We start from the raw sequence: 13942 nt of genomic DNA, 5'->3' as shown, positions 1-13942 counted from the left end.
CAGTATTCATTAGAAAACCTCCTGTTTTGTAGTTTGGCGACCACAAAGTTCAGGAGGTTTTCGCTTTTTTAGTCAGACCAAAAATTCGGGATGACTCATGTTTAAAAACAACTAGTTTGTTACTTCGCCTGATTTGTAAAATCGACAACTGTTACATCTGCAAGCCAAGGACCAACGATTTTGCCAAACTCTTTGTGCGCTGGATGAGGAAGGTAATTATCTCGATCTTTTTCTGAATCAAACGTCAGAATAAACGCATGTGTTAGGCCATGCGCGTGGTTTTCTGGACTATTGTTTGTGCCCCATTGAAAGCCTTTGATTTCTTTAATTTTTGACGGCAATGCTTCAAAAGCAGTCAGGATTTCCTTTACTTTTTCGGCTGTTGTTTCGGGTTTAAACTTGAAGAGCACAATGTGCTGAACAGCATTACTTTTCATGGTTTTTACGGGCGGATCGCCATTAAGTGTGTGTGCGTATGTTGCAACTGACAACAAAGTCAACGCTACAATCGTCAGGATTTGTTTCATAATACATGTAGGAGTTTGAAGGCAAAGAAAAGAAGAGTGCCGCCCTACTATGAGCGGCACTATCTGAACCGGGATTGAAGGGATTGATGGATTAATCAGATTTTGTTTTACTTTCCTAAAAAGCAAAATCCTGAAAATCGACAAATCAGTTTAATCCCGGTCAAGTTTAGCTTTCAGATTTTCATCCAAAGCTTCGAGGAAATCTTCGGTATTCAGGTAATGCTCACCAGCGGTCAACTTGGTACCAACTGGATAAGCAGACAAGGCTAAATCCTTCGTCATTTTGCCGCTTTCAACCGTCTCTACACAAACCGCTTCGAGAGCGTTTGCGAAATCGATCAGAGGCTGATTACCGTCGAGTTTACCACGGAATGCTAAACCACGCGTCCAAGCGTAAATCGACGCGATAGGGTTGGTGGAGGTTTTGTTACCTTTCTGATATTCGCGGTAGTGACGCGTTACCGTGCCATGAGCAGCTTCGGCTTCCATCGTATTGCCATCAGGTGTAACCAACACTGAGGTCATCAGACCCAGCGAACCAAAGCCTTGTGCAACCGTATCCGACTGAACGTCACCATCGTAGTTTTTGCAGGCCCATACGAAGTTACCTTCCCATTTCAACGCCGAAGCCACCATATCGTCGATCAGGCGGTGCTCGTAATGAACGCCTTTGGCTTTGAATTCAGCTTCGTAAATTTCCTGGAAGATATCTTTGAACCGACCGTCGTATTTTTTCAGGATCGTGTTTTTGGTCGAGAGATATAATGGCCAGCCTTTTTGCAGCGCCATATTGAAGCAAGCCTGCGCAAACCCACGAATCGACTCATCGACGTTGTACATACCCATCGCTACACCTGGGCCTTTGAAGTTGAATACTTCATACTCTTGTACAGTACCGTCTTCGCCTTCGAATTTCATGGTCAGTTTTCCTTTGCCAGGAACGAGGAAATCCGTAGCCCGATACTGATCACCGAATGCGTGACGACCCACGATAATCGGTGCTTTCCAGTTTACGACCAGGCGAGGAACGTTGCTCATCACAATCGGCTCGCGGAACACCGTACCATCCAGAATATTCCGGATTGTACCGTTCGGTGATTTCCACATCTGCTTCAGATTGAACTCTTTAACGCGGTCTTCGTCGGGTGTAATGGTAGCGCATTTGATACCGACACCATATTCTTTGATGGCATTTGCCGCATCAATCGTTACCTGGTCGTTGGTTTCGTCGCGGTACTCGATGCCGAGGTCGTAATATTTAATATCAACGTCAACGTAGGGAAGAATCAGTTTGTCTTTAATGAATTTCCAGATGATACGGGTCATTTCGTCGCCATCCAGTTCGACAACCGGATTCGCTACCTTAATTTTCTCCATTGGACTTGGTTATATAAACGATTGAAAACGATACGAAAACTTGCCGCAAAAGTAGTGAATATCGCCCAAACCACTATGAATCGGTCCGTACACTTACGAATTAAGCGAGATTCCGGCCCGCCCAATTTGACGAACGGGTTTTATCTGGTCGCACTTGGGCAAGAGTTGGGCAATCTCGGTCAGGCCGCGGATTTGTGAGTAACAGCCAACTGATGGAGTGGCTTTGGCAGGTAATAAGGGTTGTGCTTGTGCGTCGATAGCCAGATGCCAGCCGATGTGTTTTGCATCGGGGAAATGCTGGAAAGTATAGTCGTGAATACGCTTAAACCATTTCAGGCAATCGTTATTTTGCGTATTGATATAACATTTTAACAAGGCCAATAGCGCTTCAGTATGAACCCAAGCCCATTTCTGTTGCCAGTCAGGAAAGATAGTCGGCTGGTCTTTCAGGTCGAGATAGGATTTCAAACCGGCTGTTGTTTCATCCCAGCCTTGCTCACATACCGACAAGCACCAGCTCACAATCTGCGTAATTAATTTTCGGTTAACTATCCCCGAAAAGACAATTTTTTGAGCTGTAATTTCCGAGTATAGATCGAGTAAATAGTTAGCCGTTTGAAATACCAGGCCAACATTTATTCGACGGCCTTCGGGCGTATTAACAAATGTGCCTTCCGGCAATACATATTCACGAAGAACGTCAATCCGACGATCAACAAATTCATTCAAGATCTCCTGTAAAACAACCTCAACCGACTGCTTCCAATCTTCTTCATCCAATAAGAGACGCATCTCCAGCAAAGTTTTCAGAACCGCCAGCGGTTCACTTAAATGCCGAATTTCTCGAAAAGCCCCTATTGTTGACGATTGCTCAATCCGTATCGTTTCTCGTCGTTCGAGTATGTTTGATAGTGTTTGTTTGGCTAACATCGCCCATTCATCCTCGCCTGTCGCCCGATGAAATTGAGCATACCCCATCGTAACAAAGCTATCGGGTATTACCGAATTGGAAGGAGCCACCAACCGGCCGCGCCGATCAACTTGAGCGTAGCAATTGAGTGTATCGTCGTGAACAAATTGACTCAGGAAATCGGCACCATGACGAGCGTGCTGGAGCCAGGTAGATTGACCGTCGAAGGCGTTGTAGAGCCAGGCAAACGCCCACGTTTGCTGGGCCTGTAAAGCAACGAATTTGTCGCCATCAATCGAATCGCCCGTAGCCGTGAGCATATCAAAATATCCCCCGCATAGTTCATCCTGGCTATGTTTTAGCCAAAACGGCACAACCTGACGCAACAACGCCTGTTGATATTGAGCAGAGAGTTTTTGAAAATCGAGCACTGGACGGATGTATGATATAGGATGTATGATATAGGAGATGTAAGATGTGGACTAGATTTTGTTACATCCAGCTTACATCATACATCCTATATCATACATCATACACCAATTTAATACACTTTTTCTACTTCGCGATGCTCTTTTTCTTCGGGTAGAATGAACTTCATCGGCTTGCCGACCTGACCGGGCAATAAGGCGATATCCAGAACCTGATCGACATTGTCGACGTAGTGGAATGTCAGATCTTTAATATAGGTCTGGTTGATTTCGCCGATGTCTTTCCGATTTTTCGAGCAGAGGATAATTTCTTTAACACCCGCCCGGTTAGCCGCCAGGATTTTTTCTTTTATACCACCCACCGGCAATACTTTACCACGAAGCGTTACCTCGCCGGTCATCGCGATATATGGCTTCACTTTACGCTGCGTATAAATCGACGTCATCGACGTCAGCATAGTGATACCAGCGGAGGGGCCATCTTTCGGGACAGCACCAGCAGGAATATGAATATGCAGATCGTAGTGATTGAAGATCCGATAATCGATCCCTAATTCGTCAGCGTGGGCTTTCAGATAAGAGAGAGCCGTAATCGCTGATTCCTTCATCACATCGCCCAATTGACCAGATAAGGTCAGAACGCCTTTACCACGACTTAAACTGGATTCGATCAGGAGAATTTCACCGCCAACCTGTGTCCAGGCTAGCCCAGTAACAACACCAGCGATATCATCGTCAGCGTAAAGTTCTTTATCGAATACCTCTGGACCAATCAGTTTCGGAATGTCGGCAGCTTTAACCGTGTGATTATATTCCTCTTCCATCGCCACCGATTTCGCAATCTTGCGGACAAGCGCGCCAATCTTTTGCTCCAGATTCCGAACGCCCGATTCGCGGGTATAGCCTTCGATGATTCGCAGAATCGCTTTATCATCAATGACTAAATCCTTGGGATTCAGGCCGTGATCTTTACGCTGTTTCGGAATCAGGTATTTTTTCGCGATCTGAACTTTCTCTTCCACTGTATAGCCCGCAATGTCGATAATCTCCATCCGATCGCGCAGGGCAGGGTGAATGGTATCGAGCGAGTTGGCCGTGGCTATGAACAATACTCGCGAGAGATCGAACTCTGTTTCGAGGTAATTGTCCATGAACGTTGAATTTTGCTCAGGATCAAGAACTTCGAGCAGCGCAGACGAAGGATCACCCCGGAAATCTGAACTTACTTTGTCGATTTCATCCAGAATAAAGACAGGATTTGCCGTTCCGCATTTGCGAATATTCTGGATGATTTTGCCCGGCATAGCCCCAATATAGGTCTTCCGGTGACCACGGATTTCGGCTTCATCGTGGACACCGCCCAACGCCATCCGGCTGTATTTACGCCCTAACGCTTTGGCTACCGATTTCCCCAGCGAGGTTTTACCCACTCCTGGAGGTCCGTATAGGCACAAAATCGGCGCTTTCATATCATTCTTCAGCTTCAGAACGGCCAGATACTCAATGATCCGCTCTTTCACTTTTTCCAGGCCGAAATGGTCCGCATCTAAAATTTTCTGAGCACGCTTCAGATCAAAATTATCCTTGGTATATTCATTCCAGGGAAGATCGACCATCAGCTCAACGTAATTCATGGTCACCGGATATTCCGGAGCCATCGGGTTGATACGTTGTAACTTATTGAGCTCTTTATCGAAATGCCCACGTACTTCGGTCGGCCACTTTTTGCGGTCGGCTTTCATGCGGATTTCGTCAATTTCGCGGTCGGGATTATCCATGCCCAGCTCGTCCTGCAACACTTTCATCTGCTGACGCAGGTAGTAATCGCGTTGCTGCTGATCAAGGTCCGACGATGCTTTGGACTGAATTTCACGCTTCAATTCCAGCAATTGTACTTCGCGAAGCATGTATTCGAGTAACAAACTCGCTTGCTGACTACCTTCGGTTAACTCTAAAAGCCGCTGTTTATCAGCAACATCAGCGTTGATATTGGATGACAGGAAGTGAATTAGAAACGTTGAACTTTCGATATTATCCAGCGCAATTCGAGCTTCCTGAGGAATTTCAGGATTTAGACGCAGGGTTTTATAAGCTGCGTCTTTCACCGACTGCAAAAGGGCTTTCCCTTCTTTTTTATTTACGTTCGGGAATGAATCATCAATCTGGCGTACCTGCGCCGTCATGAACGGTTCTTCCTGCGAAAACTGCTGAATTTCAAAGCGTTTTTTACCCTGAATAATGATCGTAATATTGCCATCAGGCAACGTAATCATTTTGATGATATAAGCTACCGTACCGTACCGATACAGATCATCGGCCGTTGGTTCATCTTTCTGCTGATTGAGTTGGGCTACGACTCCAATAATACGGTTGCCCTTGTACGCTCGTTTTACTAATCGAATTGACTTAGCACGCCCAACCGTTACGGGAATCACCATCCCCGGAAATAAAACTGTATTACGAACCGGCAGAATCGGGAGATTCGGCGGTAATTCATAATCCTCATCTAACCCTTCCGGCGATCCGAGCGGGACAATCTCTAAATTATCCGAATCGAAATCAGTCATTAATAAACGAGACGCAAGTTCTTTTTCTGAAATCATATTCACACTGCCAGTCTGGCAGCATCATAATGGGTTGGTTTCTGCACTCTACGGAAGAACAGGGAAAGTAGTACCGGCAAGAGCCGTGCCAGTCGCTGTATTATGACGAATTGACGGGCCGATCGTTACATCTACAATAATAATGAATATCAGTTTGTTGTGATTCTTAAATTTATTTACCGAGAGAAATATCCTGAACGGTCTGATTTTTACGGAAAACAAACGTTTTTTTCTGATCCTGATAGTGAATATTTACCATATTAACCTGGTCATCAAACATCTCCATCAACGCACTTTGTTTCAACGAACCACCTCGAAAAGGCTCCGCATAGGGCATTTCCAGATAGATCCATTGGGCATCAGCTTCCGTTTCGTGTCCTAAGTATTTAAACGTCTTCGGCTGTTTCTGTGGCGTAGTGAATTGAATATGAGATAGAATATATTTCTCGATGATATCGTCATTCTTATTCGCTGCATCCAGATTGACACGACTGTGTGTAGCTTCGGTGAGTGTCTTTTCAAAGTCATCGGTGAAAATTCGGATGCTAATTTCAAACGCATGCTCCTTCGCGTTGTATTGCATCTGCGTGACACTGGCATGAAAATCATGCGCTGATCGACTGGCGGTCAGGCCAATAGCTAAACCACAGAGGCACAAAGGCACAAAGAACGCAGAGCGAAACCCTGCGTTCTTTGTGATTTTATTCCTTGAAATTATCTTAGAAAACAGCCTTGAAAACATCGTTGAAAATAGCAAAAGCCATCAAGCCAAGTAGAATAACCATACCCACTCGTTGGGCACCTTCCAAAAAGCGATCAGACGGTTTACGGCCCGAAATGATTTCGTAACCCAGAATCGTCGCATGGCCACCATCGAGTGCTGGAATTGGCAGCGCATTCATAAAGGCAAGTGCCATTGAGAGAAGGCCGGTAACCGTCCAGAAGCGATCCCAAACCCAGATGCCACCGAACAGGTTTTGTGCAATCCCGATTGGTCCACTTAGTGCTTTCGAAGCAGAAACTTCACCTCGAAAGATCTTGCCAAACCCTTTGATGTTATCAAAAACAACCTGAAAGGCTTTTTTCGTACCAATTACTAACGCTTCGCCAAAGGTGTAATCCTGCTTGGTAAGCGGCAGTAAAAATTCAGGATAGAAACCAATCGTACCATCGGCAGTAGTCGTCATTTTTAGCGTATCGACTTTTCCAGCCCGATTAACCGTCAGTGTTAATGGCTTGTTTTTAAGCGGTTTTACGACCTCCGTAAATTCATGATAGAATTGAATTGGTTTGCCGTTGGCGCTGGTAATTACGTCACCAGCTTTTAACCCAGCTTTCGTCGCGGGCTGGCCCGGAACTAATTCGGCTACTTTAAACGGTTCGATGGGTTCGATGAATTGACCAGCTGCTTTTTTATCGGCTAGTTTATCGACGAAGTCATTTGGAATATAGATGTCTTCTAATTTGCCATTTCGCTCAACCGTATAAGAGCTATTGTTACCTAAAAAGACATCAGAGCTACGGACTTCGTTAAAATCCGTAATTTCTTTTCCATTGACTTTCACAATTTTATCGCCCGTTCGTAAGCCAATACTTTGTGCCAATTCATAGGCAACAATGCCATACTTAGCATCTTTGGTCGCCAGATACGTATTGCCATTCTTATAGGCCATGATGACAAAAATCATGATGCCGACTATCACGTTGACGATGATACCGCCAAGCATAACGATTAAACGCTGCCAGGCTGGTTTTGAGCGGAATTCATACGGTTGTGGCTCGGTATCGGTATGAGCCGTATCGAGCGATTCGTCGATCATTCCTGAAATCTTGACAAAGCCACCGAGCGGAATAGCACCTACGCCATATTCGGTTTCGCCCCGTTTGATACTCCAGACTTTTGGTGGAAAGCCAATAAAATATTGCTCGACCCGCATGCCAAATGCCTTAGCCGCCAGCAAGTGTCCTAATTCGTGTAATCCAACTAATATAGACAAGCCCAAAATGAGCTGCCCAGCCATCACTAAAATTTCCATGTAGTCAAAACCGCTACGGCGGACCGTTCTGATAAGATCAATTTAAGATTATTTAACGACTGTGTTTTCGAAGGTTGATACCAAAGAGCCAACTAAGATAGTCACATCGAATAGAACTCTGGGCATTTTGGTGATTAAAACGCTGTAGAAAGGCGGTATAATATGAACAGCTAAACCAAACTTTTAATTCGCTCGGTTGCCAGTCGGCGCGTCTCTTCGTCTGTACTGACATAATCTGCATAAACGGGGGCTTTAACGAAACTAGTTTTAGCAAGGCAAGTCTCGATAATTTCCGAAATCTCCAGAAAGCCAATTTGATCATGCAGGAACGCGTCAACGGCGACTTCGTTAGCAGCATTAATAATGCAAGGCGCATTACCCCCCTGACTTAGTGCGTCGAAGGCTAACTGCAAATTGCGGAACGTGCCGAGGTCGGGTTGCTCGAATGTCAGCGACGGATAATCCAGAAAATTAAAGCGTGGAAAATCTGATTTCAGGCGATTCGGATAGCCCAAGGCAAACTGAATCGGGAGCCGCATATCCGGAAGGCCCATTTGCGCTTTGAGGCTTCCATCTTCAAACTGCACCAGCGAGTGAATAATGCTTTGCGGGTGAACAACTACATCAATCTGATCAGGACGAAGGCCAAAAAGCCATTTAGCTTCGATGACTTCCAACCCTTTATTCATCAGCGTCGCCGAATCGATGGTGATTTTCGCCCCCATTGTCCAGTTAGGATGCTTAAGCGCTTGCGCTTTCGTAACCGTCGATAAGAACTCCCGCGATTTTCCCCGAAATGGGCCACCCGAAGCGGTCAGGATAATTTTTTCAATCGGATTGTGAAATTCACCAACCAGACATTGAAAAATAGCCGAATGCTCCGAATCGACGGGATAAATATTAACGCCTTTCTGAGCGGCCAGCTGTGTAATGAGTTCACCCGCTACGACCAGCGTTTCTTTATTGGCTAACGCAATCGATTTTCCGGCTTCAATAGCTTTAATAGTCGGAAGCAAACCGGCATAACCGACCATAGCCGTCAGTACTATATCAATAGTATCCATCTGCACCGCCGACGCAATCGCTTTTGCTCCAGCGTAGACTTTAATCCCAATCGGATCAAGCGCCGAGAAAACCTGATCGTATCGGTCTTCGTTGCAAATAATCACTACATTAGGTTGCAACTCAACTGCCTGCTGAATGAGTAGTTCAGCGTTATTATTGGTTGTCAACAACTCCACCTGAAACTGGTCAGGATGCGCTTTTACCACCTCGACGGCCTGTGTACCAATAGAACCCGTCGAGCCAAGAATGGCGATATGGCGTTTTTTATGTTCAGTCATTTAATTTCTTTACTAAGTCAAAGTTAACTTTTACCTGTAACTCTTCCTCAATAGCTCGGATAAAGTAGACCAAACTAGGCCTTGTCATAACTAAATCATCAATATATTGCTGAGCGGATTTCCCAGACAATACAAACGTTTCTTTGAGATTTTCTAGATAGCAATGCCGCTCTGTCGCTAACTCATGGTCATCTAGTTTCAAAAGATGAATCAGATTAATCGCTTCCTGATCGTCTGGCGAAGCGGCAATGTATTCACCTTCAAAATAGATGATTCGCTTTTCGAAATCACTAGCTGTTGGATGAAGAATAGGTTGATAGTTTTTCCATTTCGAAGCTTTTTCACTATTCCATTGCGCTTTAACTAGGAACCAGTTTTGATAATGATCACCTGTCTGACCTTTTAAAGTTGGATCAAAGTGCTCAATATCTTTTTTGTCTGAACGACCTAGGTACGTTTCTGTATACGCGCAAATATTATGCTGCTCATGGCAAAGCTGATCCGCTAACTTTTTATTGTCGCCACCTACTTTATAGGATAATTGCTTTTGCAGAACAGCAGAATTACTCGGTTTACTTACTCGACGCATACTGACCAGCAAAATTGTAGCGATTACCTAACTCAAGCCGCTCTGCAATGAGTTGATTTTTCTTATTCTCATCTGTTTCTACCCGAATTTGCATCGCAAGCTGGCGATAACGTTCGTACTCTTCCAGTCCTTTCTGTAGCATCAATTCAGCCATATCAAAATCCTGCCGTAAAATATCATTAGGATCATCACCTTCAGGAGCGATACCATTATGAAATTTCACTTCACCATTTCCATCAAAATATAAAATGAAGCGTTCACACGGCTCAAAAGCCGACGCTATAATTGGAGAATGAGTAGCAAAAAAGAATTGCGCTTCAGGAGCAAGAGACGTATAATACTTTACTAATTCACGCTGAATGTCAGGAAATAGTGATCGTTCTGGTTCGTCGAAAAGTATAACTGTGCCTTTAGTATCGAATTTATAAATAGGAATGGCTGTAGCTAAGAGTTGACGAGTACCAGTACTGAGATGAGAACTATCAATTACTTCCCCCTTTTTTAATTTAATTTTTATAGGTACTTCATTGCTTTCCGTATCCATTTCTAAAAAGAAACGATCCAGCAGAGGGTTTAAACAGTTATTAGCTAAGTCAACTCTAGGATTTGGAGTATTGTCTCGCCAATATGTAAGTCTTTTTATTAATTGATCAGCTGTAATTTTTTCGCGATTTAATACAATACTATTGATTAAGTCTCGACCCGTATTGTCGTATTGATGAATCTGCTGCAATAGAAACTCCCATGTAGCTAATGAGCGTAAGTCTCCTAATGAGACCGTTTTCTTACGATCAATATTTTTAATTAGTTCTTCCCTATTTGTTTTTTCAGCTGCGAATTGACTATCGGTTTTTACATAATCAGAAAAGGTTTCTGGATCAGATTTTTGTGCTATTAAGAAAGCATCTGCTTCACGAGCTATTGAATCTTTAATATATATTCCTATTTTATTGGTATCCTCTATTTTATATTGCTGAGTTTTTGTTAATATTTCCAAAAACCAATAGCTTAAAAAATCTTTATCTGATTTTTCATTTGAACTTTCATGATCAAGCTTTACTTTATTTCCATCTATTGCAATTGAAAGTTTACTATTTAATAAAGCTTCAGGTAAAAAAGTATTATCAATCAAACTATTAAACTCTTTTGTATTAAAAAGAGATGTACTGGCTTGTACTATAATATTTAAATAATCCCAAATTATATTCAGTAAAGTCGTTTTTCCCGTTCCACTTTGCCCAATAAAACACACTTTTTCCAAAGGTTGGCCTGCTTTTGGGTGGCCTTCTGGATAGGTAAAATCAAACTTTATATTGTTAAACTGGCGGTATTCGCCAATGTCGATTCCGGTTATTTTCATAGTTAAACCGTTTTCTCTGCTTCTAATAATCCCTCTGCAATTTTTCGGTCGTTGCTTAGGCGGGGGACTTTGTTTTGGCCGCCTAACTTTCCTTGTGACTTCATATAGCGTTGAAAGGCTCCGCGCGGCAAACTGGTTAGCTTGAGCGGTTGCAAAATAGAGCCGGTGATGAGGTCGTCGTAATAAACGTTCAATTCCGTCAGGCGAGTATCTACATCGCGAGCAAAGGCGTTTGCGTCGTGTGGGGGCGTTGCAAACTCAACCAGCCATTCATGATAGGGTAACCCCTCTTTTGGACTAACCATCGGCGCTACGGTAAATTCAACTACCTCGGTTTCGGGGTGCTTTTGCATGGCATCCTGGAGCGCTTTTTCTACTTCTTCACCAATGACGTGCTCGCCAAAAGCCGAAATGAAATGCTTAATACGTCCCGTGACCACCAATCGATAGGGTTCTCGTGACACGAACTTTACGGTGTCGCCGAGCGAGTAACCCCATAAACCCGCATTATTATTGATAATCACGGCATAGTTTTTTCCTAGTTCCACTTCGCCAATAGTCAGTCGACGCGGGTTTTCGGTGAAAAACTCTTCGGCAGGGACGAATTCAAAGAAGATGCCGCTATTCAATAGTAATAATAAACCTTCCTCAGTCTGTGAATCCTGAAACGCGATGAAGCCCTCTGACGCTGGGTACGTTTCAATGGAGTCGATTCGTTTGCCAATGCTTTCGTAGAGTTTGGCGCGGTAGGGTTCGAAGTTTACTCCGCCGTATACAAACAGCGAAAAATCAGGAAATACGTCTTTGATTAATTTGCCTGTTCGGTCCTGAATCCGGTCGAAATACATCTGCACCCAAGGCGGAATTCCCGAAATCAGCGACATCGGTTGCGGTAACGTTTCGTCGATGATCCGCTCTAATTTCGTTTCCCAATCCTCGATCGTGTTGGTTTCGTAGCTGGGTAATTGATTGGTACGCAGGTAAGCTGGTACGTGGTGATTCACAATTCCCGACAATCGGCCAATGTTGATCCCTACTTTCTGCGTGAGTTCAGGACTGCCTGATAGGAAAATCAATTTCTTATCTAGAAACTCACTTTTGCCCGTCTCAGCCACATAATTCAGTAAAGCGTCGCGGGCCGAATTGATGTGGTTAGGAATTGACTCTTCCGTAATCGGAATGTATTTCGTTCCTGACGTAGTTCCTGACGTTTTGGCAAAATATAGTGGTTTGCCTTTCCACAATACATCGGTATCACCGTGCAGAATTTGTTCGATATATGGCTTTAAATCTTCGTAGTCGCGAACGGGAACAGCTTGCCGAAATTCCTCGATTGTTCGTACGTCTTTTAGGTGATGATCCCGGCCAAAAACAGTATTCTGTCCTGTATCGACCAGCCGCTCAAACCAGCGTTGCTGGGCTTCGATGGGCTGATACATCCAGGCTTGTTGCCGCTCCACTACCCATTTGGCCAAAGGCTTACTCAAAACCGAACGAATTCCCATAGTCCTGCAAAAGTAAGCTAATTTGAGTGATGAATGATGAACGATAAATGATGAGTGAGGCCGTAAATAATATTAGAGGAACATCTTGTATCATTTATCATTCTGATTAATAATCTATATTTTTGCACACTTTTCAAAAATCAGTACTCGTAATAAGACGTTCTGCGTCAACCTATAATGGGACTTTTTAATTTTCTTACCAGCGACATTGCGATTGACCTGGGCACAGCGAATACCTTGATTATTCACAAGGACCGGATTGTGGTGGATGAGCCTTCAATTATTGCAATGGACAAGGTCAGCGGAAAAGTGCTGGCTATTGGCCACAAGGCCATGCAGATGCATGAAAAGACCAACGAAAATATCAAGACCATTCGCCCGCTCAAAGATGGGGTTATCGCCGACTTTACGGCCGCCGAATTGATGATTCGGGGAATGATCAAGATGATAGATACGGGCAGCAAACTTTTTTCACCCTCTCACCGGATGGTAATCTGTATTCCGTCGGGGATTACGGAGGTGGAGAAGCGGGCTGTTAAAGACTCGGCCGAACACGCTGGCGCGAAGGAGGTATACATGGTACACGAACCGATTGCCGCGGCAATCGGTATCGGTATCGATATTACCCAGCCGAACGGTACAATGATCGTCGATATCGGTGGAGGTACTACCGAAATTGCGGTCATTGCTCTTTCTGGCATTGTTTGCGAACAGTCGATTCGGATTGCGGGCGATGTGTTTACCCGCGATATTGTGGATTACATGCGTCGTGAGCACAACCTATTGATCGGTGAGCGGTCGGCGGAGCAAATCAAAATGGAAGTGGGTTCGGCGCTGCCCGAACTCGACAATCCACCAGCTGATTATGAAATCCGTGGACGTGACTTGATGACGGGTATTCCGAAAGAAATCAAGGTGACGTATAGCGAGATTGCCTATTCGCTCGATAAATCGATTTCAAAAATTGAGGAAGCTACGATGAAGGCACTCGAGATTTCGCCACCGGAATTGTCGGCTGACATTTACACCAACGGTATTCACCTGACGGGCGGAGGAGCATTATTACACGGCCTCGACAAACGACTGGGTGCGAAAACAAAATTACCGATTCACGTAGCCGACGACCCGCTCAAGGCCGTTGTGAAAGGAACGGGTGAAGTCATTAAGAATCTGGATTTATATAAATCTGTTCTGATTAGCTAGCATTTATAATTCTCCGGCTGGTTTGTCATTCCGACCGGTCCGCCGATGCGGCAGGAGAAAT

General features: G+C 44.4%; 11 protein-coding genes. 1 reads left to right on the top strand and 10 read right to left on the bottom strand.

Annotation, left to right across the window (positions count from 1 at the left end; genetic code table 11):
- Positions 1–119: 119 nt before the first annotated feature.
- The 10 genes from ACYVE4_RS17800 to ACYVE4_RS17755 all read right to left on the bottom strand — a co-directional run bounded on the left by ACYVE4_RS17800 (position 120) and on the right by ACYVE4_RS17755 (position 12678).
- Positions 120–527 carry a Dabb family protein gene (locus ACYVE4_RS17800; protein WP_461041531.1) on the bottom strand — a complete coding sequence of 136 codons (408 nt, stop codon included), beginning with the start codon at positions 525–527 and terminating at the stop codon, positions 120–122.
- A 150-nt stretch (positions 528–677) separates the two neighbouring features.
- Positions 678–1904 (bottom strand): NADP-dependent isocitrate dehydrogenase, encoded by a 1227-nt coding sequence (locus tag ACYVE4_RS17795; RefSeq protein WP_461041530.1) that lies wholly within the window; start codon positions 1902–1904, stop codon positions 678–680.
- A gap of 93 nt (positions 1905–1997) precedes the next feature.
- Positions 1998–3245, bottom strand: a complete 1248-nt coding sequence (locus ACYVE4_RS17790) for an AGE family epimerase/isomerase (protein ID WP_461041529.1) — start codon at positions 3243–3245, stop codon at positions 1998–2000.
- Positions 3246–3355: 110 nt separating this feature from the next.
- Entirely contained in the window at positions 3356–5845 is a 2490-nt protein-coding gene (lon, locus tag ACYVE4_RS17785) for an endopeptidase La (protein WP_461041528.1), read from the bottom strand.
- 172 nt (positions 5846–6017) lie between these two features.
- Complete coding sequence (locus ACYVE4_RS17780; protein ID WP_461041527.1) at positions 6018–6509, bottom strand: DUF6702 family protein; 492 nt, start codon at positions 6507–6509, stop codon at positions 6018–6020.
- Between the two features lie 55 nt (positions 6510–6564).
- On the bottom strand, positions 6565–7881 hold the full coding sequence (rseP, locus tag ACYVE4_RS17775; protein WP_461041526.1) for an RIP metalloprotease RseP: 1317 nt from the start codon (positions 7879–7881) through the stop codon (positions 6565–6567).
- 170 nt (positions 7882–8051) lie between these two features.
- Entirely contained in the window at positions 8052–9224 is a 1173-nt protein-coding gene (locus ACYVE4_RS17770) for a 1-deoxy-D-xylulose-5-phosphate reductoisomerase (RefSeq protein WP_461041525.1), read from the bottom strand.
- The gene (locus ACYVE4_RS17765) at positions 9217–9813 is read right to left on the bottom strand and encodes an HNH endonuclease family protein (RefSeq protein WP_461041524.1); all 597 of its coding nucleotides are present in this window, start codon (positions 9811–9813) and stop codon (positions 9217–9219) included. The genes ACYVE4_RS17770 and ACYVE4_RS17765 overlap by 8 nt, the downstream gene beginning before the upstream one ends.
- Positions 9797–11173 carry an AAA family ATPase gene (locus tag ACYVE4_RS17760; protein WP_461041522.1) on the bottom strand — a complete coding sequence of 459 codons (1377 nt, stop codon included), beginning with the start codon at positions 11171–11173 and terminating at the stop codon, positions 9797–9799. The genes ACYVE4_RS17765 and ACYVE4_RS17760 overlap by 17 nt, the downstream gene beginning before the upstream one ends.
- 2 nt (positions 11174–11175) lie before the next feature.
- A complete protein-coding gene (locus tag ACYVE4_RS17755; RefSeq protein ID WP_461041521.1) occupies positions 11176–12678 on the bottom strand; it encodes a GH3 auxin-responsive promoter family protein in 1503 nt (500 codons plus the stop codon).
- A 177-nt stretch (positions 12679–12855) separates the two neighbouring features.
- On the opposite strand from ACYVE4_RS17755, the gene ACYVE4_RS17750 reads away from it, so the two are divergent.
- A complete protein-coding gene (locus tag ACYVE4_RS17750; RefSeq protein ID WP_020597389.1) occupies positions 12856–13881 on the top strand; it encodes a rod shape-determining protein in 1026 nt (341 codons plus the stop codon).
- The last annotated feature ends 61 nt before the right edge of the window (positions 13882–13942 follow it).

Source organism: Spirosoma harenae (assembly GCF_054776975.1).
This window is presented reverse-complemented; position numbering and strand designations above follow the sequence as displayed.